Below are 26671 nucleotides of genomic sequence, written 5' to 3'. Positions count from 1 at the left end.
ATTATGTTATGATGTGTGGAATAAAACAGATGCTGAAAGAGGTGTGCACATTGCATCAGGAAAGTGAAGTTCAGCATGCCAACATCATTCTCGTCGGCATGATGGGAACAGGTAAGACAACCGTTGGCACCTTGCTTGCCGAACGTCTGGATTATCCGCTAGTTGATATGGATACCGTGATTGCCGAGAAGGAAGGCATGTCGGTACAGGAGATTTTCCGTATTCACGGCGAAGCCTATTTCCGCGATCTGGAAAGTCGTGTACTGGAAGAGGTGCTGCATCAGACCGGGCAGATCGTTTCTACAGGCGGTGGCTGTGTGTTACGTGAATGGAATTGTACGGTCATGTTAGATAAAGGACTGGTCGTCGCATTGACAGCTGATGTGGATCATATCGTAAACCGTGTGGCTGGAGACGACAATCGTCCATTGCTCGCTGGCGATACGCGGCAACGCGTGCGTACTATTATGGAAGAACGCAAAGAGGTATATCAATTTGCGCATGTTACCGTGGATACTTCGCTATTAACTCCGGATGAAGTTGCTTTGCAGGTTTTAACACGTTACCGCGTTCAAGCTTCTTAGATTTTAGGCGTAGAAGTGGAGGATTAGAGTCTATGGATGAGCAACAACAGCACAAGCCAGAGGAGATTATCCAATTTGAAGCAGAGTTTGCTCCTGAGGTATTAGATGTGATTGTGCTGACTGGCAGTAGCGGCTTCACACGCAGCTGTCTGTTTGACGAGCAGTACTGGACAGGCATGATTAGCCTGAATGGCTGGCGTTTGCATGATCAGGACAAGATTCAGAGCGGTTCATTTACTCTGCTGGTCAAGGACGAAGTGCAGGTGCTGGATAATTATGCACAGCAGATCAAGTCAGATCGTTTGTTTCATCTCAAGGTGCGGCGCAATGGGAACCGCTTTTTACTGGTGGAATGGCTATCGGAGATTGATCCGTTTGAAGATCCGGGGCTGGAAGCGATGCTGCAAGAGCAGATGGAGCATGTATCGATACAGGATGCTCGGCTGGGCATACTGACGTTGAACCGGATGGTGCAAACCTTTGACGGCGAATTGAATTGGCTTGGACAAACGGTACGCATCAGCATCCAACAGAGTGAAGGAGAATCCTTACAGCAGCAGCTACAAACAGCGTATCGTTTGCTGGATGAAGCGGCGCAATGGGATGAACGAATTCGGGCTTTTGCCGCTAAGGAATTAACAACGTTAAAAAATAACAGCTGGTTGGAAGAAGACGAGCAGCCGCTGACGGAAGCGGAGTTCGCCAAGCGTCTACAGTTGGAGGATATCACGATTACACCGGAAGGGTATTCGTTCTGGTTTCATGATAATGATCTATTTTGGGGTCATGTCGTTTCTGTAGACGGTACGCCGGAACAAGGGCTACAGCAAGCGCAGATTGCTGGTTGAGCAGCGCACAATATTGAAGCAATTCATGCAGGAGTAGGATGGAACGGCACGAATGATTCGATTCATCTGATCACAGATCAATAGCAATCATTGGATCTGAAGCATGGAAAAAGGGCGGGGGCTTATTCGCCCTCCACCCAATCAATCATGCCGCCCGACATATTCAGGCAGTTATCATAGCCGTTCTCACTCAAATATTCGCGCACACGCTCGCTGCGATACCCGCTGCGGCAGATCAGTACCACTTCCGTATCGGAGCTGATTTCGTCCAGACGCGTTGGAATCTGACCCATTGGGATATGCTGTGCACCTTCAATCATACCTTGGCTGACTTCCTCATCCTCGCGGACATCAATCAGTTGCAGTTTGTCACCGGCTGCAATGCGCTGCCGGAGTTCTTCAGTCGTAATCTGTGTTTCTCTGGCCATAATTATACCCTCTATTCATTAAATTGGAATTATATACAAAAGACAATCTATTTTCATCATACCGGGCATGACGTACCCTGTCAATTGCATGCAAAAACGGGAAAAAGTACCGTGCTGGTTATGTAAATTCAACTCATAAGGAGCTTACACTATGGATGTTATCGTTACCCCTACCCCGGAATTAAAAGGGGAAATCGGAGCATTGTCCTCCAAAAACTACACGACGCGTTACCTGCTAGTTGCTGCACTCGCTGACGGCACAAGCACGATTCATTTCCCAGCACATAGCGAAGATAGCGATGCGATGCGCCGCTGTATCCGTGATCTGGGCGCTGTACTGGAAGAGGATGATGAGAAAATTGTCATTACCGGATTCGGTAGCAAACCGCGTGATGTAAAAGAATTGAATGTTGGTAACGCGGGAGCGGTACTTCGTTTCCTGATGGCGATTGCGGCATTGTGCCCGGATGTGACTTTTGTCAATACATACCCGGACTCGCTTGGCAAACGTCCGCATGATGATCTAATTGAGTCGCTTGGTCAACTCGGTGTACAGGTGGAGCACCAGAATGGTCGTCTGCCGATTACGATTCGTGGTGGACAACCAAAAGGCGGCAAACTCACCGTTTCTGGTAGTGTTAGCTCGCAATATCTCAGTGCGCTGTTGTTCTTGACACCGCTGCTGGAGGAAGATAGCGAGATTACTGTTCTGAACGATCTCAAATCCAAAGTCGTTGTCGGTCAAACGTTGGAAGTGCTAGCGCAGGCGGGTATCGTGATCGAAGCTAGCGATGATCTGATGCACTACCGTGTACGTGGTCGTCAGCAGTACAAAGCGCAAGAATATACCGTTCAAGGTGACTATCCAGGTTCTGCCGCCGTATTAGCAGCAGCAGCGGTAACTACTTCCGATGTGATCATTCACCGTTTACCGGTAGAGAGCAAACAGGGCGAGAAAGCGGTTGTGGATGTGCTGCAAATGATGCAGGTGCCACTGACGCATGACAATGACATCGTACATGTCAAAGGCAATGCTACGCTGAAGGCGGTAGAATTTGACGGTGACGCTGCAACGGATGCGGTGCTAGCGATGGTTGCTGCCGCTGTATTCGCGGAAGGAACGTCCCGCTTCTATAATGTAGAGAATTTGCGGTATAAGGAATGCGACCGGATTACCGATTATTTGAACGAGTTACGCAAAGCAGGAGCGAATGTGGAAGAACGTCAGGCAGAGATCATCGTACATGGTCGTCCCGAAGGCGTTGAAGGTGGCGTAACGATTGATGCCCACTACGATCATCGTGTCATCATGGCGCTGTCGATCGTCGGTCTGCGTGCGAAAGCGCCGATTCGTATTCAGGATGCCCATCATGTTGCCAAATCGTATCCGCAGTACTTTGATCATATCGCCGCGCTTGGTGCAAAGGTAGAATGGGTATAGTATAGAACGATACCGAATCTATTATTTCACCAAGGAGGCGGAAGCGATGGCTTTTGAAAATCCTGCAAGAGAAGAGATCAAAACAATTCTGGAGCAAACTGGCAATATTGCCGTTGTCGGTCTGTCCGATAAAATGGATCGTACATCTTATATGGTAGCCGCAGCGATGCAAAGTCGCGGCTATCGTATTATCCCGGTCAATCCGATGGCTGCCGGGCAGCAAATTTTGGGTGAAACCTGTTACGCACAGCTTGCTGATGTGCCGGAGCAGATTGATATGGTCAATGTGTTCCGGCGCAGTGAATTTTGTGCGGATATTGCACGCGAAGCGGTGGAAGTCGGTGCCCGTACATTATGGCTGCAACTCGGTGTTGTGAATCAGGAAGCGGCACAAATTGCTCAAGAGCACGATCTGAACATCATTATGGATCGCTGTATCAAGGTGGAAGAAGCAATTTTGCGTCCTGTGCGGCAATAAGTGAGTGGGACAGGTTTATTTCCAATCATACTTTGCAATAAATCAACCAAGAACTGTTCCGGCAGGCAAGACGCCGGAGCAGCTTTCTTTTGTAGAGAAGAATATGTGTGTAGACAAGAATATGTATCGACTAATCAATGATGATATGCAGGGAAAATGCCATACGAATCGTCATACAGATGTTATGGATATATGTTCATATTCATAACTTGCTACGCAAGCGCTTGCAAAAGGATTGGAGATGCTTGTTTGCCGATTATGGAATGGTTTACCAATAGCTTTGACAAAACCTGACCGACAGCGTACCATCAGGTATAGGAAGGGGGAAGGCGCGTTGAATTGGCTAGGTTCCCTGCAGCAGTTCGGCAGAGCAATTATGCTCCCTACGATGGTACTTCCGGCTGCGGCGATTCTACTCAGTGTGGGCGGATTACCGTGGGCATCATGGGGCGTACCGATGGTTTCGGAAGTCGCCACCATCGCAGGACAGAGTATCTTTCATTATTTGCCTTTTATATTTGCAATCGGTGTCGCACTTGGCCTTGCCAATCAGGAAGGACCGGCTGGACTGGCGGCTTTTGCCGGGATGGCTTTATATGATTATGTCGTTAAGCATTTTAGTGAGGCGTTGCTTCAGCCTTCTACCCTGATCGGAATCATCATTGGTGTGATTGCGGGAGCGGCGTACAGGCGATTCAAAAATGTACGATTGCCAGAGGCGATCCAGTTTTTTGGCGGCTCTCGGTTTGTGTTGCTGTTTATGGGACTATTCTCGTCTGTGTTTGCGTGTATAATGCTCTGGTTGGCACCAGTGCTGCAACATATATTGAATGGACTGACTTGGGTATTATCGACGATGGGCGGATTTGGGTTATTTTTATATGGAGCGCTGTATCGGATTTTGTCAGCGTTTGGGCTTCATCATCTGCTCAACAATATCGTCTGGTTTCAGGTAGGCTCTTATGAGGCGCATGGCGATGTGATTCAGGGCGATTTGCCCCGCTTTTTCAGTGGTGATCCGACAGCGGGGATTTATATGGCGGGATTGTATCCGATTATGATGTTTGCTTTGCCCGCAGCCGCGCTGGCGATTATTCATGAAGCACGCGAAGATCTCAAGCCCAAAGTGTACAAAACATTCGTACGTGCCGCACTGGTATGCTTTTTGACCGGAGTATCAGAGCAGATTGAATTTGCGTTTCTGTTTGCGTCACCGGGCTTGTTTATTTTGCATATCGTGTTGTCTGGTCTGGCGATGTGGATTACGTACGCGCTTGATATACATCATGGTTTTTCGTATTCTGCTGGTGTGATCGACTATGTACTCAATTATCATTTATCTACCAATGCTTGGTTGCTTATTCCCATTGGGCTAGTGTATGCCGTTATTTATTATACGGTGTTTCGTTATGCGATTCGCACCTTCCGCATTCCGACACCAGGACGCGAAGAAGCGTCGACACTTGGGGATTGGGTGGGTAATATACCTTATCAGGCTCCATTGATTCTACAAGCACTTGGTGGCAAGGAAAATGTCGTGCAGGTCGAGGCATGTATTACGCGTCTGCGTCTGACGGTCGTCAATGATCGACTGCTGGATGGCAAAGCGCTCAAGGAGCTTGGTTCCGCTGGTCTGATCAAATTAGGCGGTGGGAATGTACAGATCGTATTCGGCACGTATTCCGAACTGATTCGCGAAGAGATTCGCAAGCTGATGGAACGTGATCTGTCACAGGTGAAATTCTGTGCACCAGTACAAGGGAGAATGATTCCGCTGACCGATGTGCCGGATCAGATTTTTGCAGGCAAGCTGGTTGGAGAAGGTGTTGCCTTCATACCGGAAAGTGGAGAACTCGTATCGCCAGTATCCGGTACGGTTATTCATTTGTATCCGACCATGCACGCACTTGGTATTCGCACCGTGGAAGGTGTAGAGATTTTGCTGCATATCGGGATTGATACGTCCCAGCTCAAAGGCAGCTTTGAAGCACATGTGGCAGCCGGCGATGTGATCGAAGCCGGACAATTATTGATCAAATTCGATCTGGACCATTTGCAAAAAAACGCACCGTCGCTTGCGACACCTATGGTTATTACGAACCCGGACCGCGTCAAAGCATGGAGCTTTGCTCCATTTAAACAGGTGAAAAAAGGGCAGGGGACCGTAATGTCGGTAGTCTTGTACGACAAGAACGGTGGGGAGGAAAAAGCATGATTCATGGAGTTGCGGCCGCCGCAGGGGTGGCTATTGGCAAAGCATTTGTACTGCCAACCTGGGAATGGGACGTGCCGGAGCAGAAGCTCGATGCGACCGATCTCACCCGGGAGTTTGAACGCTTATATGAAGGCATTCGTACATCCAAGCATGAGATCCAATCGATGAAAACCGAATTTGCCGAAATTGCCGGTCCAGAGGAATCGAGCATCTTTGATGCACATATTGCGATTCTCGAAGACCCAGAATTTATGAATGAAATCAGAGGCATTATCGAACGTCAGTATAAGGCGGCAGAGGTGGCAGTACAGGAAGCGACCGATCACTTTGTGACGATGTTCGATCTGCTGGATGACGAATATATGAAGGAACGCGCTGCTGATATCAAGGACGTGGGCAACCGTCTGCTCAAGCATCTTCTTGGTGCGCCGGAAGTGAAGCTGCCGACTGACAATCAGCCGTACATTCTAGTGGCGAAGGAATTACCGCCATCGCAGCTAGTACATCTCAATCCGCAACATGTGCTGGGCATCGTAACGATTATGGGCGGCAAGACATCCCACTCCGCGATCATGTCACGCGCGCTGGGCATTCCGCTCGTATCCGGTCTGGACGGCGAGCTGGACAGCCTGATCCAAACAGGGCAAAAGGTGATTGTCGATGGCGATCAAGGCATCGTCTACGTGGACCCTGACCGCGAAACTCAGGATCATTACAATAAGCTGCGCCATGAACAGCAGCAGCGTAAACGCCAATTAGAGCAATTGATTGCTATTGATCCGGTTACCCGCGATGGTGTCCGTATGCGATTATCCGCTAATATTAGCTCGCTGAAGGAATTGGAGATCGCCTTGCAAAATGGTGCAGAGGGCGTAGGCTTATTCCGTACAGAATTCATGTACATGGATCGTAAGTCACTGCCGAGTGAAGAGGAGCAATTTCATATTTACCGTCAAGTTGCTGAGAAGGCAGGCGAGCATCCGGTCGTTATTCGTACGCTGGATATTGGCGGCGACAAGGAACTGGATTATTTTGAAGTACCAGAAGAGGAAAATCCATTTCTCGGTTATCGGGCAATCCGTATCTGCCTAGATCAACCGGACATGTTCCGCACGCAGCTACTAGCTATTTTGCGAGCTAGTGCGTATGGACAAGTGAAGATTATGTATCCAATGATCTCCTCATTGGAAGAATTACAGCAGGCGAACAAGCTGCTGGATATGGCAAAAGAACAACTGGATCAGCGCGGGATCACATACGACCACAAGATTCAAGTTGGGATTATGATCGAAGTGCCAGCTGCCGTTGCGATTGCCGATTTGCTCGCTGAGGAATGCGACTTTTTCAGTATTGGTAGTAATGATCTGGTACAGTACGTACTGGCAGTGGATCGCATGAACGAGCATATTGCGCATATGTACACGCCGTATCATCCGGCTGTATTGCGCATGCTGCGTACAACAGTGGAGGCGGCACGCGAGAACGGCATTCCAGTTAGCGTATGCGGCGAAATGGCAGGGGATGAACGCTCTATTCCATTTTGGAATCATCTGGGCATCCGCCAGCTGAGCATGTCACCGCAATCGCTTCTCAAAATCAAGCAGTCCGTGCTGTATACATCTGCCAGCGAATCTGCCAAACTGGCTGCCAGCTGGATGAAGCTGCGCACCACTGCCGAGATCGAGCGCGAATTGAACATTTACGTCAAAGCTCTTCATGCTACGATGTCACCTGACCAGAAGCTAGCATCACTTGCGCCTTAACATCGAACACAATTCGAATACAAACTGATTCAAGACGTATCCGAAAAGTATGAGATTGAGATCAAGCGACTGGGGAATCTAATTCACACATTGGAGCAAAAAGGATCGCAAACAAGCAGACAATGTTCGTTCACATCATCCATCAGTAACTACCTGTTATCATATACATGCCCAATGCGATTGGTTAGGAAATCAACCAGCCCATAATAGTGTAGATCATGTATAATAGCCCAGCCCGTAGAGGAATCTACAGACTGGGCTATTCGTTTGGTTCACATAAACGGCGAGAAAGATGCGCTACGACTACAATTCTCGTTTCAAATGATAGCCGTAACATCCTATCCTTTTATTGATTAGCCAACGCATCACAGAACGCTTTACCATACGGCGGCAAATCTGGCGGACGACGCGCAGAAATAATATGCCCATCCACAACAACCGCTTCGTCCTTCCAGATCGCTCCGGCATTTTCCATATCGTCCCGAATACCCGGCGTGGACGTCACAGTCACACCATCCAGAATCTTCGCCGAGATCAATACCCAACCTGCATGACAAATCTGCCCAATTGGCTTCCGCGCCTCATGCAGATCGCGCACCAGCTCCAGCACCTTCGGATAGCGACGCAATTTATCCGGCGCCCAACCACCCGGCACCAGAATACCATCGTAATCACTGCTATTCAGCTCATCAAAACTATACTCCGCTTCCGCAGGCACGCCATACTTGCCAATATACTTCTTACCCTTCTCCGCGCCAGCCAGATGCACTTCCGCACCTTCCTCACGCACCCGATACACCGGCACCCACAACTCCAAATCCTCAAACTCCTCATCCACCAGCGCAATAACCTTCTTACCCGCCAATCTCATCTATTGATCACCCTTTCTCCGTCTATTCCTATTCATTTACACTGCCCATTGTAACAAATTCCCCTATACCGTTCAAAATACCCATCCTAAATCCCTAAAATTAAATCCCCTAAAATACCAAATAGTGAAACGCCCAAGTATTTAAATGCATAAATACTCAAGTATATAATCGTATAGGTATCAAAGTACATACGAATCCAAATCCAAAAACCTAACCCTCTAAATCCGTAATCTCTAATCTCTAACCTGCTCTCCCCGCCTCAGAGACGGGGCTTGCAAGGAGCGGAGGGAGTGGGAAAATGAGTTTGGGCGCCTTTGAAGGGTGGAGTTTTTACCGCCTTCGTTCCTTCCATCATAAAAACTCCACCCTTCACCCAAGCCCAAACTCATTTCCCACTCCCGCAGCGGACTCTCAACCCCGACATTCTGAAAACACCATGAAACTTACATTTGCCCATAAAGTCCGAAAAAAGCGTTAACATTGACAAAAAAATAGATTTTTCAGCCTGTTTTTGATAAGATACTTATGATAGTTAATTATGAAAACGTTCTTACATTTAATACAACAAAAGGGGATGTGTGGGTAATGGCAAATGTGAACGAACTGAAAACGATAGAACAACTGAATGAAGCTCTGGATCATACCGCACAAAAGCCGCTTCTTGTCTTCAAACATAGTACTCGTTGTCCCATCAGTGCAGGTGCATATCAGCAATTCCAATCGTATTTGAACGAACAACCGAGCGAGGATGTGGATTATAGCCTGATCTATGTGGTTGAAAATCGCGATGTATCGCTGGCAGCTGCGGATACACTACACGTCAAACATGAATCGCCGCAAGTGATTTTAATTAAAGATGGCGCGCCGGTCTGGGATACGTCTCATTCACGCATTACGACAAGTGCATTGCGTGAAGCGCTCTCTTAAATACTGCGCATATGATTGCATAGGCTAATGATTTAGCGTATTATGAATGTAAATGAAAAGTTTAGAAAACTTTTGAAAATGTAACGAAAATTTATTGATAATGGAGAGAAGGAACGTGACAGTAACTATTTACGATGTAGCACGCGAAGCTGGCGTCTCAATGGCTACCGTATCCCGCGTAGTCAACAACAATCCAAATGTAAAGCCACAAACCCGTAAAAAGGTATACGAAGCGATCGAGCGTCTGGGCTATCGTCCGAATGCTGTAGCTCGTGGTCTGGCAAGCAAAAAAACAACAACTGTCGGTGTGGTCATTCCTGATATTTCCAATTCGATTTTTGCGGAAATCGCCCGTGGTATCGAGGATATCGCCAATATGTATCATTACAACATCATCCTTTGTAATGCCGATAAGAAGAAGGAAAAAGAAATCCGTGTCGTGAACACATTGCTGGAGAAGCAAGTGGACGGTCTGTTGTTCATGGGTGGTACTGTAACAGAGGATCATCTCCAAGCGTTTCAGACGGCGGCTGTTCCGATCGTATTGTGCGCAACACGCGATGAAGAAGGTCTGATTCCTTCGGTTGATATCGATCACGAACAAGCAGCATTTGATGCAGTAAACACGCTAATCCGTCATGGTCACCGTGAGATCGCTATGATCAGCGGTACACTGCAAGATCCGGCAAACGGTTACGCACGCTTCCAAGGCTACAAAAAAGCGCTTGAAGCTGCTAATATCGAGTACAAAGAAGACTGGGTACGTATCGGCAACTACCGTTATGAATCTGGTGTGGAAGCGATGAAATATTTCATCGGTCTGAAAAAGCGCCCAACTGCTATTTTTGCTGCTACTGACGAAATGGCAATCGGCGCAATTCATAGCATTCAAGACGAAGGTCTGAAAGTGCCGGATGATTTCTCCGTCATTTCCGTCGATAACATTCGTCTGGCATCCATGGTACGTCCGCAACTGACTACCGTTGCGCAACCGATGTATGATCTGGGTGCTGTCGCAATGCGTTTGCTGACCAAATTGATGAAAAAAGAAAACGTGGATAACTCCCGTGTCATTTTGCCGCATGAAACGATTTTGCGCTTGTCTGTGAACCAGCCAAACGGCTAATGTACGTTTGCTTTCTGTGAGAGTGGTATTTGCCAAGCAGAAAGATGAAATTTTGGTATTTGCAACAACAAGAACCGAATAGGTGAGGAAGATGTAATTTCAGCTGGAGCACGCTGCTGGTTGGATTAACAACCACATCTTCCGAGCGATTTTGTATAAAAAAAGAGCAGGTATCCCAAAGGATACCTGCTCTTTTTGCGCCCACCATCACACACAAAACATCCCCGCAACTTGATTGCTCAGGTTGCGGGGTATTTTTAACTTCAAACTAAATGAGCAAACTGCGCTACATTATACTTACTGCTTAATCTGAACCGGCGACGACGGGTTGGACGCCAAATCGCCATTGACGGCGACGACGTAGAACCAGCCGCTTACTTTGGTTCCGATATTGTACTGATACGAGGTGTCCGGTACATTGCCGACTAGACTGTACGGACCACCACTATTGTGGCTGAAATAGATCCGATACCCGGTCGTTGTTTGTGATGGAGCAGACCAGCTTACATTGGCTGTGCCACCATCGGCAGGCTGGACGCTGACGCCGGATGGTGTACCCGGTGCGCCAGTTCCTGCATCGTCGTTGTTTGTATCGGAGCCAGAGCCTAGTTCGCTGCCGCCCGGAACGCCTTCTTCATTTTCTGGAATGATCGGGTCTGGAATGGCGCTATAACCAGCGGCTTCGCTTGGTGCGGATTCGTGTCCGCCTACGTCGACTGCCGTCACATAGAACGACGTATCACCGTTGCCAGAAACGCTAGAGCTGAAGCTTCCCGTACCAAGTTGACCGGATTTCTGATATTGATACGATCCGTCGCCGCTAGAGCGGTATAGACGGTAGCCGACGACATCGTTTGAACCACTGCCGTTAAAGGTAATATTCGCACTGCTACCATTGACTGACAGGCGTACATTACTTGGCGAAGATGGTGCATTGCCGTCATCTCGCCTTGGATCTACTTGTGTCGGTGCATCTGCACCAGCATCTTCCGGCAGATAATGACTGAGCGAGTACTTCGTTCCGCTCATTTTGGACAGTGCATTTTGTAGGTCTTTGATCAGCTGAGAAATTGGCATTTCCCGCTTCACTACCGTACGCTGACTTACCATATCGTTTGGTGTGCTGTCCTGCGGAATATAATTGACTCCGTTGTAGGTGATATATTTGGCATACGATACGCCATCATCGAAGTCTTTTGGTACATATTTGCTATTGAACAAATCGGTAACCAGCTTGCCGGAAGCGCGTGTCGCACTCGTTGGTAGCTTCCCGCTGTACCCTGATACCGTCTGACTAACAATACCGTCCGGCTTGCTAAACGAATCGGTCTTGAACAGCTTCGGCTCGCGGTCAGTTACTTTGTTCATAATCGTTGCCCAGATCGTACGCGCACGCTTTTTGCCGTCTTCGGACAGGGTGTTGACCGGTTCGCGGTAACCTGCCCAGACGCCCAACGTGACATCTGGAGTGAAGCCCATAAACCAGACATCTGCATAATTTTGCGTGGTACCTGTTTTGCCGGCGATTGGAATCTTGCCGTATTTGTTAAATAAACTTTGCAACGAGCGTCCCGTACCATCCGAAGCGGAGATAACGGTACGCAGCATATCCGTCATCAGAAAAGCTGTTTGCTGCGAATAGACGCGCTGTGGATTGGCTTCGTGTTGATATACGGTTTTGCCATAAGGGTCAACGATTTTGGTGATCATATACGCATCGTTGAATACACCTTTGTTCGGAATAGAACCGTACGCGTTCGTTAATTCCTCTACTGTAACCCCGTATTTCAGACCGCCGAGTACACCGGTTTGAGCCGAGTAGTCTGCATCTTGAATCGTAGTAATACCGAGCTTTTTGGCAAATGCCCATGCTTTGTCGATACCGACTTTGTTGATAAAGATCTTCAGTGCTGGCAGATTCAGCGATTCATTGAGCGCTGTCCGTGCTGTCACTAGACCTTGATAACGTCCATTGGCATTGCCCGGAATATGGAAGCCTTTGCTGCCGTCTTTTAAAATAATCGGTGCATCATCCAGCACACTAGCTGGTTGAACGACACCGCTATCCAGTCCAGGCAGATAAGCGGCAATCGGCTTCATCGCCGAACCCGGTTGACGAGTCATCTGTGTTGCATAGTTCATCTGTTCTTCCTGGAAGCTACGTCCTTCGATCATACCAAGGATTGCCCCAGTTTTGTGATTGATCATCATAGCTGCGGTTTGTTCCTTGCCTTTGGTGGAGCTGTCTGGTGAGAAGTTGCTGCTATCTTCGGCAACTTCATGCATCGTATTGTAGATCGTTTTGTTGATGGTCGTGTATACACGGTATCCGCCGGTCAACAGCTTTTGCCGTGATTCTTCGAATAACGTATTGTATTCCTCCGTTGATAGCTTGGATGTGTCCAGATCTGGATTTTCCATTTTCATTACAACCTGTGCACCTTGACGTTCTACTTCCATCATCAGATATGGATAGGTAGAATACGCTTTGGCGGTCGGCTTGGCAAGTGCGCCTTTGATATCAAATGCCAATGCTTCGGTATACTGGCTGTTCGTAATCTTGCCAAGATCTTTCATTCGTTTTAGTACTAGTTGTTGGCGCTGTACAGCGCGGTTGAAGCCTTCTTCATTGAATTTGCCGCCGCTGCTGAATGCCGAGTAGGCACTTGGCAGTTGGGGCAGACCGGCGATATATGCAGATTCGGCAATATTCAGATCCAGTGGATCGTTTACGCCGAAGATGCCTTTGGCGGCTGCTTTGATTCCAAAAATATTGTAGCCATTTGAGCCTTTACCAAATGGCATTTTGTTCAAATAAGCGGTCAATATTTCGTTTTTGGTGAGAAAGCGTTCAATTCGCATCGACAGCAACATTTCCTTGATTTTGCGGTCATTCGTTTTGTCCGCACTCAAAAATACCCGTCTTGCCAACTGCTGGGTGAGTGTACTGCCGCCGGTCTGAACCGATTCATTCAGCACTTTTTGTTTGACGGCACGTAGTGTACCGCTCATATCCACACCCATATGTTCGTAGAAACGGTTATCTTCTATGGATATAATGGCATCAATAACGGTTTTTGGAATCTGATCATACGTGACCAGACGTCGATCTTCTTCGGTGCGCAACTGTCCTATCGGAGAAGCATCACTAAAGTAAGCGAATCCGGTAACGGCATTCTCATCAATCGCCTTCACAATTTGCTCTCGTGAACGCACCGGTTCGTCTTTTACAATGGAAGAGACGTAGCCCAGCATAAGTCCCCCACCAAACAGGCAAACCGTGATGCCGAAGATCATCATCCATTTAAAGGATAACCAGATCTTGCGTCCCCAGGAACGGCCGCCGGAAGGCTTGGCAGGTTTTTTAGTCGGACGATTGTCCTTCTTTTCAGCCATGATATTTCCCCCTTTTACCAGCCACTATTATAGCACAAAATACGAGTCAGCAATCAGTTTCTTCCGACCGATAAATGGCGATAGGCAATTAGTCCGTCTCCTTTGCATTGACTTGCTGACATGGATATGATATAAAAAGGAATATCTTTTTCAGTACAGCATAATATAACAAAAGCTTGGAAAGACGCGCAGTAGAAGCGGAGAGAACCCTTGCAGAGAGCCGGTGGTTGGTGCAAACCGGTAGTGGTCTTCCTTTGAATTACACGTCTGGAGCTGTTCGGTACTCCCGGTGAACTGCATCCTTTGCCATCTTGGCGGAGAATACAGTGATCACAGAGCAAGCCGAGCCGGAATATCCATTCCGTTATGGTAATGAAGTGAGAATGGTGACATATACTGCTATGCAGAATATGATGACGATTCTAATTAGGGTGGTAACGCGAGACCTGCTCGTCCCTTTGTTGGGGCGACAGGTCTTTTTTGTATGTCGTTATCCACAAAGGGAGAGGCGAACCGCCGGCAGACAGGTTCAATTTATAGCACAGAGAGGATTTTTATAATGGCAAAATGGGAAGAATTAACTCCGGAACAACAGGCGGAAGTCAATCGCCAGCTAGAAGTTATCAAACGCGGTACCGTAGAGATCATACCGGAAGACGGACTGCGCAACAAAATTATCAAATCATTACTGACCAATACACCGCTCAAAATCAAACTTGGTCTTGACCCGTCTGCGCCAGACATCCATGTCGGTCATACCGTTGTTCTGCAAAAGCTGCGCCAGTTTCAAGAGCTTGGTCATGTGGTGCAATTGCTGATCGGTGACTTTACCGGACGTATCGGTGATCCAACCGGTAAATCGGAAACTCGTAAGCAGCTGACCGAAGAGCAGGTCAAAGCCAATGCTGAGACGTACCAGAAACAAATTAGCAAAATTCTAGACCCTGACAAAACGACTGTATACTTCAACTCCGAATGGCTCAGCCCGATGAACTTTGCCGAAGTGGTCAATCTGGCTGCAAAAGTAACGGTAGCGCGCATTATGGAGCGTGATGATTTTACCAAGCGTTTCCAGAATGGATTGCCTATTAGCATTCATGAATTTTTCTACCCATTAATGCAAGGTATGGATTCGGTTGCGCTTGAAAGTGATATTGAGCTGGGGGGTACGGATCAGACGTTTAACGTACTGATGGGTCGTACGCTGCAAAAGGAATACGGCAAAGAGCAGCAGATCGTTATTACTCTGCCCCTGCTGGAAGGTCTGGATGGCGTTCAGAAAATGAGTAAAAGTCTGGGCAACTACATCGGAATCGACGAAGCTGCCAACGAAATCTACGGCAAAGCGATGAGCATTCCAGATGAGCTGATGGCGAAGTACTACGAGCTGGCAACCGACATTAGCAATGAACAACTCGACACACTGAAAAAAGGTCTTGTGGACGGTAGCGTGCATCCGCGCGATGCCAAAATGAATTTGGCGTACACGTTTGTACGTATGTATCATGATGAAGCAGCAGCAGAAGCGGCGAAAAATCATTTCATTACCGTTTTCCAACAGCGTGCTTTGCCGGATGATATTCAGGAAGCGACGATTGAAGCCGCTCAACTGACAGATGGTACCATTGGCTTGATCGATCTGATCAGCCACCTCGGCTTTGCTGCTTCCAAAAGCGATGCACGTCGCAGCATTCAGCAAGGTGCTGTGAAGATCAATGAAGAAAAAGTGGACGATGTGAATGCGCAGATTACACCGGCTGAAGGGGATATCGTACAAGTCGGCAAACGCAAATTTGCCAAACTGACATTGTCCTAACAGCTACCTTTGAACGAAGCGTCTCCTGATTTAGGAGGCGCTTTTTGCTGTGTATTGCTTCCTGTAAGAATGAAATAAAAAGAAATAATAAAATATTCATTACTGCTCAGATTGGCGAAATGCAGACAGACACGCAATCAGCATTGCATGGTGTCGAAGAAGGCAACCGAGAGGTGGATGCTGGACTGGTTATTTTAGATGAGATCAAGCAGCGTTTTGCTACGATTCGCGCTGATATTAGCCGGGTTGCGGATGAGGTGCAGGAGGTATCTTCGGCTTCACAGCAAATGTCTGCTGGTTCAGAGCAGATCAGTGCATCGCTCGGACAACTTGCCGATATTGCTCGTTCCACTACTACCTATGCGGACACAGCGTTAACCAATTCGCAAAATCAACTACAATCGCTGGATAGCCTGAATGCTAATACCGATGATCTCGCAGACGTTAGTGTGAAGCTGAACGGCATCATTAGCCAATTCCGTACAATGTAAACAAGCTAGGTACAGGATATAGGAGTATAAACAAGTCCAACTATAGAAGCAGAAATAAGTCTAAATACAGAAACAGAAACATGTTCAGGCATGATAGCATACGCAACTGTAGGCAGATGAGTAGATGGTAGCGGCGAGTATATTACTGGGTCGCTATACGCAATGATGTATCAACAAACAATCATATCGTATACACAAGCAGGTAGACTTTTTCTCTCCTATAGAAGAAAGAGTCTGCCTGCTTTTGATTATACCGAATGTATTAGGAATGCCGCTATATACGAATTGATCATCTTTTCCATCCAAAGTCCTACTTTATTAGACATGAAATGACAGAAAGTTCCGTGAAAACCTACACAAATTAGGAGTTCCGACCGATATATATAGATTGTGATGTGCATTTGACTCACTACATATGGTATAGAGGAGACCCGATTATTTTGCGACGATTACAGTTTAGAAGTATTCAAGCCCGCACATTAAGCACACTGTTGCCTATTGTGTTGATTGTTGTTGTGCTGATTAGCCTGCTGGCGTATCAGTTTGCCAAACAGAAATTGAACGAAGAGATGGGACATACCGCCAATAGTACATTGAATGGAGTTAGCTCGAACATTACCGAGCAGGTTTCGCGTAACTCACTTGTTGCTTCCTCGCTGGCGGATGCAGCTGGTCAGATTGCCAAAGGCATGACGATGGATGAATATGCTGCTTTGACTGAGCGGTGGACGATGCTAAACAAGCTTACTCATGGCACGGGGCTATTTTTCGCATCTGATGCGTTTGACGATGGTAAGACGTATCATTCTGTATATGCATCGCGTAATGGTGACAATATTACAGCGAGTTTTGATTATGATGATGCTTCTTATGATTATTTGAATAAACCATGGTACACCGGCACACTGAACAACTGGGACAAAATTTACTATACAGAACCTGAGCTGGATCAAGAGAGCAAGATCAAGATGATCACGGCTGGCAAAACGATTCGCAATAGTGACGGTCAAGCGATCGGTGTAGCGACTGCTGATTTTAGCATTAGCAGCATTCAGGATTATGTGAACAATATGGATATCGGCGAAGTGGGGCATACGTTGCTGCTGGATCGGACAGGTCATGTACTTGCAAGCAGTCAGCAGGGTATTACTGCGGATCAAGCGATTGAAGGCGCCGACAATGATAACAAAGGTTCACTATCTACGGTTATGCAGCAGCCGGATGGTCATGTACCACTGGTGCTGGGTGGAGGACATTATACTTTATATTTCCAGACGTTAAGCGATACGGGTTGGAAAACAGGAATTATTTTATCGGAATCGGAGATTCAGGAACCGGCAAAAGAAATGCTGAACACGCTGCTGATTATTGGTGGTATTAGCTTGATTGTACTGGCAGCTGCTATTTTATGGAACAATCTCGGTATGACGCGTGAGATCAAAAAGGTTGTTCACATGAGCCGCCGTATGGCAGCGGGAGATTACTCTGATCGTCTGCAAGTGCAGCGACGTGATGAATTTGGTCAGATGGCAACTGAGTTTAATCGTATTCTGGATTCTACATCGTCGATCTTGCGTCATCTGAATGATCAATCAGTAGCGATTCAGGCAACCGCAGCAGGTGTAGCGGAAGAATCCAGACGTAATGCGATCGTAGCACGTAACAATGTAGAAGAACTGGAGCAAATGGAACATGGCTCTGCTACCCAGTTGCAAGCGACTGACGAAAGTACAACAGCGATGGAAGAAATGGCGGTCGGTGTTCAACGAATCGCCGAATCCATTCAGGAAGTAGCCGATGCTGCTCAGCAAATGGAACAGAAAACACAGACTGGTAATGAGCAGCTGCATAAGGCTGTCCGTCAGATTGATTCCGCCAAGCTCGTAATGGACGAAGGTGGCAAAATGGCGCGTTCCCTGCATGAACGTGCGCAACAGATCAACGGTATTATTGATGTTATTCAAGGCATTAACAAGCAGACTACGTTATTGGCACTGAATGCTTCGATTGAAGCAGCACGAGCAGGAGAAGCGGGACGTGGCTTTGGCGTTGTTGCTGCCGAGATTAGTAACTTGTCGACTAGCGTGGCAGAATCAACGCGTATGATCACAACACAAATTACCGCTATGCAGGAAGAAACAGCAATCGTACTCGCAGGCATGGAGAATGGAGCCAGTCGCGTAACGAAAGGGATGGCTTCATTGGAAGAAACGAGCCTTCTGTTTAACGATATTAAGAGTGATGTAGAGCAGATGTCGACCGAAATTCAAGAAGTATCTTCTGCTTCAGAGCAAATGTCTGCCGGAGCAGAGGAAGTTACAGCTTCGCTGGAGAATCTGGCGGACATCGCCCGTAGTACTGCGCAAAAAGCAGGTACAGCTACAACACGTTCAAGCGAACAATTGGAATCCTTGGATCGTCTGGAATCGTCTGCGCAATCGCTGCATACGGTAGCCGATTCACTAAATGAACTGATTGCCCGTTTCCAAACTGAAGTTACACCGGAAGTAGTCGCAGTTGAACAATCAACGGAAATGAATCCAAATGAACATCACGAACATCTGGATGCTGAAGATGCTGATGGAACGACTACCGAACCCAACGATTCATCAACCTCGGATTCAACTGATTCAACAAAGCTTATTTCATAAACAATATAGCTATATGTAAAAAGTGAATAATAAAAAGTGAAATGAAAAACAAACAAAACACTGCTATACATCTAACTATGTATAGCAGTGTTTTTGTATTATTTGTACGTGTACGTGTACGTGTACGTGCATCTGCACATACATGTGTAACGCCATATGTGTAAAAAAATGTATAAAAAAACCGCTGGAAGGAATCCAGCGGTTTGATATTCGTTAAGATTAACGGTTGTACCACTCAACGATTTGTCTTTCGTCGATGTCTTGAGTCAGCTCAGCGCGCTCAGGCAGACGAACATATTTACCTTCAACTGCTGCTTCGTTGTATTCAACGTAAGCTACCAGATGATTACGGTTTTCCAGAGCTTCTTTAACAGAGCTCAGGCCACGGCTTCTTTCACGAAGACCGATAACATCGCCTGGTTTTACAGCGTAAGAAGCGATGTCGACTTTTTTACCGTTTACTGTAACGTGACCGTGGGAAACCAGTTGACGTGCACCTGGACGGCTGTTAGCAAAACCGATGCGGTAAACAAGGTTGTCCAGACGGCTTTCCAGCAGGAACAGGAAGTTCTCACCAGCGATACCCGGCAGTTTTTGTGCTTTGTTGAACAGGGTTGCGAATTGTTTTTCACCCAGACCGTACATGAAACGCAGTTTTTGTTTTTCTTGCAACTGCATACCGTAGTTGCTCATTTTTCTGCGTTGGTTAGGACCGTGTTGTCCCGGTGGGAAAGGGCGTTTCAATTCTTTACCAGTGCCGCTCAGGGAAATACCTACGCGACGGCTTAATTTAAATTTAGGACCAGTGTAACGTGCCATTTATAGCAAGCTCCTTTGAATTCAATATAGTTTTGGTTAATATCGGGGCTTTGGGTCTTTGATTCATGTTGCCGCGTTTTGTTTGTCGTGGGGCCGGATAGAAATGCCTCACTACTGATCGAAGAGTTCAGCCGCTGTCCAATCAGCAACAAAACGCGTGAGGGTGAAACAACGTTACGCCCAAATCAGAATCTATCCATTCTTCATCAAGGATAAATTATATCGTATCCAAAACAGCAAAGTCAATGATTTTGGTTAATTATTTATTGATATTTTGCGCGTTGCTGCCGATATAAATGATAAAGTTGCTTATGTATATAACAAAACCCTGTTATGATTGTAAAACGAGCGAATACTGTGCCGATCCGAACGGTCTGCATAATAGGAGAAAATAAGCAATGGAGCAGCACCGTGCTGCCATCAAGGGTAGAAATTGGGGAGGCTTTTATGTCAAACAATTCGTGGAACTCGCCTGCGCAAAACTGGCGTACTGAAGATAAATTAACCTCTTATCCGGTAGTGCCAATCGCGGACGAGTCGTTCTGGCTGCAAAAAGTCGATATTACAGCCTCCGATTTCCCGCATATTGAACCGCTGCTGGAGGAAGGGCTAACAGACTGGCTCCAGCAAAATCGTGTACTGCCGCAAGTAGGTAAAGCACGCTGGTTCTTGCTAAATCATGAGCGCAGAATGATCGTCGCAGCCGCCGATCTGGAAGAGCCTTTGCGTGCGGTTGTGCAGCATACGGCAGCTCAGGCGCTGCTCAATCATGCGCCATTTAGTGAACGGATCAAGTACGAAAGCAAGCATACACTTGCTGATTCGGTTGTAACCGTAGCACCGCTATACACGCGCAATCATCAGGAATGTTTTGCACTGCTTGGTTGTATCAGTCCGCCGTCGCATCCATTGACGACTGGCGAGATGCAAATGCTGAGTATGTTTTATACATCGTTATTTTATAAACGATTTGAATATACGTATGTAGCGGATATGTTGTATTCCGCAACTGTGGTGGAGCGTGAAGCTCAGCGTCGTTCCGTGTTATTTCAAGTGATTCAGCGTATGTATGACAAATTCGACATTCAGGAGCTGATTAGTGAGCTATTCGATATTGTGGATCATATGTATCCACAAGTGCGCTTTGAACTATTGGTTGCTCAGGATAGTGAGAACAGCAATCCGCGTGTTCGACTGTTACAATTGCAAAGTCCGCAGGAAGATATGTGTGTACGCGCATTTACGACCGGCGAAGTGGCGATTGAGGTACATGCACAAGCGGAAGGTACATCTGACCAAATGGAAACGGCGATCCCGCTGATGGGCAAACAGGGCGTATATGGCGTATTCCATTTGCTATCCGAAGTGCCACTCGAAGAGGAAGATTTGGAACTGATGGTCGTAATTGCGGAAGCTGCCGGACGTACGTTTGAGAATGCCAAGCTGTACGAGCAGTCCAAAATGATGAATGAGGATTTGCGTCTGATCAATGACATCTCGCGTAGACTTAATCAGAATTTGCAGCTCAAGCAGATTTTTAAATTTGCCGCAGAAGAGTTATTGCGTATTTTCAAAGCGGATTATGTATTGGTATTGTATTTGAATCCGGACACAGATTGCTTTGAAGTGATGGATGGTAATGTGCAATCACTCGAAGGCGGAGTAGTCGACAAAAATGAAGGATTGAGCGGTGTCATTTATCGTAATCGCGAACCGATCATTTTGTCCGATTATTGCAATGAGCATAATACGGAATCCATCTTCATGCGTGAATCGGGTGCCTGTTCCTTAATCGCTTCGCCAATGATGGGCGGCGGTGAAGTGAATGGAGCGATCTATCTTGGTCATAAAGACAGACATTATTTCTCGTATGATAACTTCAAGCTATTGCAGGTCATTACGACGCATATCGGTCTGGCAGTATCCAATGCTGCGCTGCATGCAGAGTTAAGCCGAATGGCGAGCAAAGATGCGCTGACTGGATTGTATCAGCGCCGTTATCTGGACGAGTCGATCAAAAACTATCAAAATGCGACCTATAGCGGCTCGCTGCTGATGGTCGATATCGACAAATTCAAAGCGGTCAACGATACGTTCGGTCACCAGACTGGCGATGAGGTGCTCAAGCAAGTGAGCCGGGTTGTGCAGCAGCAGATTCGTGATGGTGATATTGCAGCCCGCTGGGGTGGTGAAGAGCTGGCAGTGTATTTCCCACAGGTGGATAAAGGACGTGCCCAGTTCATCGCTGAACGGATTCGCATTGCAGTTTCGGAGGAAACCGATCCACATGTTACCGTATCATGTGGCATCGCCGACTGGAACTGGAAGGATAAAGAGGTCAGCGTTGAATCGCTGTTCTACCGCGCCGACCGCGCCTTGTATCAGGCGAAGAACAGTGGACGTGATCAAGTATGTGTGGATTCCAGCTTGCGAGCATAATGAATAACTTCCAAGTACACTGAAAAGCACAATCCCACACTGATCTGTGCATGAATTAGCAGATTCGGTACAGCGGATGGAGTCATAGCACCGGTGAATACGTGGCGCTCCCATGCATCTGGACTGAGTGCTGAATATGTTCTGAAATGGATATGTACAACTGCAATACAATAAGCCGTCATTTATGCTCTTGAGAGCATGAGTGACGGTTTTATTTGTATGTAAACGATCATTCCAGTACAAACGGTTTGTTGTTCAAAACATGTATGCCTGTATCTTCATAAACTTCCGATGATATAATCATCAAAATGATTTCTACATAAATATTCCTCACATTCAAGACAATTCGCGGAACATCGTGGTACACTTATCGGTGAATAATTAACCGTTGTTCAAAAACAAGGAGAGGAAGATATAGCATGCAGGACCCTAGAGTAAAAGTACTTGCCAGAAATCTGGTTCAGTATTCCATTGATGTACAACCCGGCGAAAACGTGCTGGTAGAGATGATCGGCACCGAGCGCGATCTGCTGAATGCTGTCATTCATGAAGTTGGAGCACGCGGAGGCAATGTATTCGTACAGCTGACTGACCGCAAAGTGCAACGCGCTATGCTGATCAATGCTACCGAAGACAGTCTGCGCACATGGGCAGCGCTGGATCTCGAGCGTATGAAGCAAATGCAGGGCTATATCGGCATCCGCGCAGGTGAGAACATCAACGACCTGTCTGACGTTCCCGATGACAAACAAAAGCTGTACAATCGCCTGTATCAGCATGTGGTACATAGCGAGCAGCGTGTTAAGCATACGAAATGGGTTGTGCTGCGCTATCCAAACGCGAGCATGGCACAATTGGCAGGCATGAGCACCGAAGCATTTGAAGACTTCTACTTTGATGTATGTAATCTGGACTATGCCAAAATGGACAAAGCCCAAGATGCACTCCAACAACTGATGGAGCGTACAGACAAAGTGCGTCTCGTTGCACCGAATACCGATCTGACATTTTCGATCAAAGACATCGGCGCCAAAAAATGCTCCGGTCATCGTAATATTCCAGATGGCGAAGTATTCAGCGCACCGGTACGCGATTCGATCAACGGTATCATCACGTATAACACACCGACAGTGTACAACGGCACCAGCTTTGAAAATGTCAGTTTCCGCTTTGAAAAAGGTCAAATCGTTGAAGCGACCAGCAATGATACAGACAAGCTGAACAATATTCTGGATTCCGATGAAGGCGCGCGTTATATCGGCGAATTCGCAATCGGCTTCAACCCACATATTCTGCATCCGATGAATGATATTCTGTTTGACGAGAAGATCGCAGGCAGCTTCCACTTCACGCCGGGTCAGGCGTATGAAGAGACTGACAATGGCAACCGTTCCTCGATTCACTGGGATCTGGTATTGATCCAGCGTCCAGAGTATGGTGGCGGCGAGATTTACTTTGATGATGTGCTGATTCGTAAGGATGGTATCTTCGTGATCCCAGAACTGGAAGCACTTAACCCGGATAACCTGAAATAAGGATGCGTTTACGTAGATAATCATCGCCGCAATATAATGCGATTCCGGCGGTCAAGTTTACAACAAAAAGGGGTATATATGTAGCAGGGACGCGATTTTCAGGTGCCTGCACATATATCCTCTTTTTCATATGACAGGCGCAAGAAAGCAGTTGCATAAGAAAGCGTATTCATTTATGATGGTATGGAAAACTTGTTTACAGCATAACCAGACGGTAGGAGGGATTATTATGGCAACAAGCAATACAAACAATGCGGCAGTGGTAGAGATTGCCCAGACTGCGGGCCAGTTTACATCATCGATCGTTCTGCAATATGAAACGAAATTTATCGATGTGAAAAGTATCCTTGGACTGTTCACTACACTGGTAGCGAATCATGATTATGAACTGCATGTTCATGGTCCAGACGAAGAGGCTGCCAAAGCAGCAGTGACTGCCGCTTTTGAAAAACATGGTCTGAGCGTTAAGCTTGCCGACAATTAAGAATTGCTAAGATGCTGCCTTTCGATGGAAAGGCAGCATTTTTCTGTGTAGGGGCAGAATGGGCGGTAAGCTATTATTTCAAATATAAGATATTATCTTTCGATTTCGCGTGAGGTTCTTGTATTGCCCTCGGATTTCGTCTAATATTAGGAGTAGTAATGGCCGAGAGTTCTTGAACATAGGGGGGAAGAACATGACTTCATCTGATCTGCAAGAGCAGTTGAATATAAAAGCATTAAATCTTCTGCAAGAAGATGCATATAAAATTGAAAAGTTGATTGAAATCCAGATGGAGAATCTGGACACCCGGTATTGTCCTCTCTATGAGGAAGTGCTGGATACACAGGTGTACGGTTTTTCCAAGGAAGTCGATTTTGCGATTCGTGCAGGTCTAGTGTCCGAACCTGTAGGAAAACAGCTGATCAGTAGCCTGGAACGCAATTTGTCAGTCCTGTATGAAGCGATGAATAATAAGACACAGTCTGCTGAGTAGGAGCTGTGAATCACATAGAGATGCCTGTACCCCAGTGTTGGAGTACAGGCATTTTTTGTTGCGTATTCGGTTGTTACACATGTGGTTTCATTGGTAGCGGAATATTGGAGTATTCAGACCATATAGAACGATACGCCGAGAATGATGTACACGACCATAAGCAATGTACCTTCATACCAATTGGTAGAACCGTCCTGAATGATCGATTTGGCGATAAAGACTGAAACTAGAATCGCCACCAGCTCCAGTGTAGTAAATACGATATCCATCGTATTGCCAAGGAAGAAGCTAACGAAGATCAGTACGGGTGCAACGAATAAGGCAATTTGCAAGCTACTGCCGACAGCAATTTCGACAGAGGCGCCGATTTTGTTTTTCATCGCTAGCAGGATCGCTGCGCTATGCTCAGCGGCATTCCCGATAATCGCTACGACAAATGCTCCGACAAACAGCTCACTGAAGCCAAAGCTTTCTGTAAATGTCTCCAGCGTGCCGACGAGCCACTCGCTGACAAATGCAGTCATTACAGTAGCAATCAACAGATACAGAATGGAGCGACCTTTGGTCCATGCCGGTTCTTCTTCGTGTTCCTCTGTACCGTCACCCTTCGGCGTCTTCACATCAGCCAGATAGTTTTTGTGCGTTACCATGGAGAAAATTAGCCAAGCGATATACGCGAGAATGAGTAATCCCGCTACGATCAGACTCAGCATATTCACTTGGGTATGCGTGATCGAATGCGTATTGAGGAACAACGCGGGTACGAATAGGGCAATGACTGCCACGATCATCAAGGAGCCGTTCATATTCGCTAGTGCCACATTGAAGTTCTGCACTTTGTGCTTCAAGCCACCTGCAAAAATACTCAATCCGAGCACGAGCAACAGGTTCCCGATAATTGAACCAGTCAGACTCGCTTTGACCATATCGTACAATCCTTCACGCAACAGCATGATCGCGATGATCAATTCCGCCGCATTGCCAAACGTCGCATTCAGAAATCCGCCCAACCGCTGACCGGCATAATGGGCAACACTTTCTGTCGCACGTCCCAGGAATCCGGCAACCAGCACGACGGCAATCGCCGAGAACACGAACTGGATGACTGGATTGAAGCCGGCATAATGCGCGATGGCGCTGAGTACGAAGAAAATTGCAAGCAGAATGGTAGATAAATGCTTTTTCATATTGCCACCTCACTATGTAAATTCTTAAACAATATACCCAATATACATGGCAAAGTAAACGTTTTGAGCATACTGGAATGGGATGATGAAATTTTAATTTTGAATATACGCGCTGGATGCAATAAAATAGAGGTGTAGTCATTATGCGATTTGAGCTTGCAGGTATGCAACGTAGGTGTTCAAATCCAGAGGAGGATGGACATGACCGAATCATTACAATTAGAGATGGGCACTATAAAAATAGCTGATGATGTCGTAGCCAAAGTAGCAGGCATGGCCGCACTGGAAACTCCGGGAATCGCTGCTATGTCTGGCGGCTTGTCGGAAGGATTTGCCAAACGTCTGAGTGGCAAAAACGTACAGAAAGGCGTAACCGTAGAGGTTGGACAGCTAGAAGCTGCGATTGATCTGCGTATTATCGTCCTGTATGAAACGCCGATTCATGAAGTCTGTCGGATGCTTCAGCAGAATGTTCGCGAAGCGGTAGAGAATCTGACTGGACTCAAGGTCGTTGAAGTCAATGTGAAGGTGGAAGGTGTCGCCTTCAAGGATGAACTGGTTGAGATCGACAAGCTAAAAGGCACAGGTAATCATTTCAAAGTGCTATAAAACAAGGTAAAGTCTATGAAAAGGGCAAAGTGTGAACAAAAAAGTAAAGTAAGAATAAAAAAGGAACAG

At 46.9% G+C, this 26671-nt stretch carries 21 protein-coding genes and 1 other annotated feature; of the genes, 16 read left to right on the top strand and 5 right to left on the bottom strand.

Annotated elements, in window-relative coordinates:
• Positions 1 to 29: 29 nt before the first annotated feature.
• Entirely contained in the window at positions 30 to 584 is a 555-nt protein-coding gene (locus ACE3MZ_RS15850; RefSeq protein WP_411343112.1) for a shikimate kinase, read from the top strand.
• Positions 585 to 616: 32 nt separating this feature from the next.
• Positions 617 to 1432, top strand: a complete 816-nt coding sequence (locus ACE3MZ_RS15845; RefSeq protein ID WP_411343111.1) for a DUF2262 domain-containing protein — start codon at positions 617 to 619, stop codon at positions 1430 to 1432.
• Between the two features lie 122 nt (positions 1433 to 1554).
• Here the strand turns inward: ACE3MZ_RS15845 and ACE3MZ_RS15840 are convergent, their stop codons facing one another.
• Positions 1555 to 1860 (bottom strand): rhodanese-like domain-containing protein, encoded by a 306-nt coding sequence (locus ACE3MZ_RS15840; RefSeq protein WP_411343110.1) that lies wholly within the window; start codon positions 1858 to 1860, stop codon positions 1555 to 1557.
• Between the two features lie 151 nt (positions 1861 to 2011).
• Here ACE3MZ_RS15840 and aroA point away from each other — a divergent pair, with 151 nt between their 5' ends.
• The 4 genes from aroA (at position 2012) to ptsP (ending at position 7757) form a co-directional block, all read left to right on the top strand.
• Complete coding sequence (aroA, locus tag ACE3MZ_RS15835; RefSeq protein WP_411343109.1) at positions 2012 to 3301, top strand: 3-phosphoshikimate 1-carboxyvinyltransferase; 1290 nt, start codon at positions 2012 to 2014, stop codon at positions 3299 to 3301.
• A 46-nt stretch (positions 3302 to 3347) separates the two neighbouring features.
• Complete coding sequence (locus ACE3MZ_RS15830; RefSeq protein ID WP_411343108.1) at positions 3348 to 3779, top strand: CoA-binding protein; 432 nt, start codon at positions 3348 to 3350, stop codon at positions 3777 to 3779.
• Positions 3780 to 4113: 334 nt separating this feature from the next.
• On the top strand, positions 4114 to 5994 hold the full coding sequence (locus tag ACE3MZ_RS15825) for a glucose PTS transporter subunit IIA (RefSeq protein WP_411343107.1): 1881 nt from the start codon (positions 4114 to 4116) through the stop codon (positions 5992 to 5994).
• On the top strand, positions 5991 to 7757 hold the full coding sequence (gene ptsP, locus ACE3MZ_RS15820; RefSeq protein ID WP_411343106.1) for a phosphoenolpyruvate--protein phosphotransferase: 1767 nt from the start codon (positions 5991 to 5993) through the stop codon (positions 7755 to 7757). The genes ACE3MZ_RS15825 and ptsP overlap by 4 nt, the downstream gene beginning before the upstream one ends.
• Before the next feature lie 346 nt (positions 7758 to 8103).
• Here ptsP and ACE3MZ_RS15815 read toward each other — a convergent pair whose 3' ends face one another.
• On the bottom strand, positions 8104 to 8628 hold the full coding sequence (locus tag ACE3MZ_RS15815; RefSeq protein WP_411343105.1) for a type 1 glutamine amidotransferase domain-containing protein: 525 nt from the start codon (positions 8626 to 8628) through the stop codon (positions 8104 to 8106).
• Positions 8629 to 9214: 586 nt separating this feature from the next.
• Here ACE3MZ_RS15815 and ytxJ point away from each other — a divergent pair.
• Together ytxJ and ccpA are read left to right on the top strand one after the other, a co-directional pair.
• Positions 9215 to 9556, top strand: coding sequence for a bacillithiol system redox-active protein YtxJ (ytxJ, locus tag ACE3MZ_RS15810; RefSeq protein WP_411343104.1), 342 nt, complete (start codon positions 9215 to 9217; stop codon positions 9554 to 9556).
• A 115-nt stretch (positions 9557 to 9671) separates the two neighbouring features.
• On the top strand, positions 9672 to 10682 hold the full coding sequence (gene ccpA, locus ACE3MZ_RS15805) for a catabolite control protein A (RefSeq protein ID WP_411343103.1): 1011 nt from the start codon (positions 9672 to 9674) through the stop codon (positions 10680 to 10682).
• Between the two features lie 297 nt (positions 10683 to 10979).
• On the opposite strand, the gene ACE3MZ_RS15800 is transcribed toward ccpA, so the two are convergent.
• Positions 10980 to 14078, bottom strand: coding sequence for a transglycosylase domain-containing protein (locus ACE3MZ_RS15800; protein ID WP_411343102.1), 3099 nt, complete (start codon positions 14076 to 14078; stop codon positions 10980 to 10982).
• A 168-nt stretch (positions 14079 to 14246) separates the two neighbouring features.
• Positions 14247 to 14539, top strand: a binding site (T-box leader).
• A 98-nt stretch (positions 14540 to 14637) separates the two neighbouring features.
• Here ACE3MZ_RS15800 and tyrS point away from each other — a divergent pair.
• From tyrS to ACE3MZ_RS15785, 3 genes are all read left to right on the top strand, one after another.
• Positions 14638 to 15894, top strand: coding sequence for a tyrosine--tRNA ligase (tyrS, locus tag ACE3MZ_RS15795; RefSeq protein ID WP_411343101.1), 1257 nt, complete (start codon positions 14638 to 14640; stop codon positions 15892 to 15894).
• Positions 15895 to 15938: 44 nt separating this feature from the next.
• Positions 15939 to 16385, top strand: a complete 447-nt coding sequence (locus tag ACE3MZ_RS15790; RefSeq protein ID WP_411343100.1) for a methyl-accepting chemotaxis protein — start codon at positions 15939 to 15941, stop codon at positions 16383 to 16385.
• A gap of 440 nt (positions 16386 to 16825) precedes the next feature.
• A complete protein-coding gene (locus tag ACE3MZ_RS15785) occupies positions 16826 to 19036 on the top strand; it encodes a methyl-accepting chemotaxis protein (protein ID WP_411343099.1) in 2211 nt (736 codons plus the stop codon).
• Between the two features lie 219 nt (positions 19037 to 19255).
• Here the strand turns inward: ACE3MZ_RS15785 and rpsD are convergent, their stop codons facing one another.
• Positions 19256 to 19855 (bottom strand): 30S ribosomal protein S4, encoded by a 600-nt coding sequence (gene rpsD, locus ACE3MZ_RS15780; RefSeq protein WP_411343098.1) that lies wholly within the window; start codon positions 19853 to 19855, stop codon positions 19256 to 19258.
• Between the two features lie 447 nt (positions 19856 to 20302).
• Between rpsD and ACE3MZ_RS15775 the strand changes: the two genes are divergently transcribed.
• From ACE3MZ_RS15775 to ACE3MZ_RS15760, 4 genes are all read left to right on the top strand, one after another.
• Positions 20303 to 22294, top strand: a complete 1992-nt coding sequence (locus tag ACE3MZ_RS15775) for a sensor domain-containing diguanylate cyclase (protein WP_411343097.1) — start codon at positions 20303 to 20305, stop codon at positions 22292 to 22294.
• Between the two features lie 419 nt (positions 22295 to 22713).
• Entirely contained in the window at positions 22714 to 23829 is a 1116-nt protein-coding gene (locus ACE3MZ_RS15770) for an aminopeptidase (protein ID WP_411343096.1), read from the top strand.
• 229 nt (positions 23830 to 24058) lie between these two features.
• Positions 24059 to 24313, top strand: coding sequence for an HPr family phosphocarrier protein (locus ACE3MZ_RS15765; RefSeq protein WP_411343095.1), 255 nt, complete (start codon positions 24059 to 24061; stop codon positions 24311 to 24313).
• 193 nt (positions 24314 to 24506) lie between these two features.
• Positions 24507 to 24806, top strand: coding sequence for a DUF1507 family protein (locus tag ACE3MZ_RS15760; RefSeq protein ID WP_411343094.1), 300 nt, complete (start codon positions 24507 to 24509; stop codon positions 24804 to 24806).
• Positions 24807 to 24919: 113 nt separating this feature from the next.
• On the opposite strand, the gene cax is transcribed toward ACE3MZ_RS15760, so the two are convergent.
• Positions 24920 to 25993: a calcium/proton exchanger gene (cax, locus tag ACE3MZ_RS15755; protein ID WP_411343093.1), complete on the bottom strand. Its 1074-nt coding sequence runs from the start codon at positions 25991 to 25993 to the stop codon at positions 24920 to 24922.
• A gap of 201 nt (positions 25994 to 26194) precedes the next feature.
• Here cax and ACE3MZ_RS15750 point away from each other — a divergent pair, with 201 nt between their 5' ends.
• Positions 26195 to 26602: an Asp23/Gls24 family envelope stress response protein gene (locus ACE3MZ_RS15750; RefSeq protein WP_411343092.1), complete on the top strand. Its 408-nt coding sequence runs from the start codon at positions 26195 to 26197 to the stop codon at positions 26600 to 26602.
• The last annotated feature ends 69 nt before the right edge of the window (positions 26603 to 26671 follow it).

Source organism: Paenibacillus sp. WLX1005, assembly GCF_046603685.1.
Classification (GTDB): domain Bacteria; phylum Bacillota; class Bacilli; order Paenibacillales; family Paenibacillaceae; genus Saccharibacillus.
This window is presented reverse-complemented; position numbering and strand designations above follow the sequence as displayed.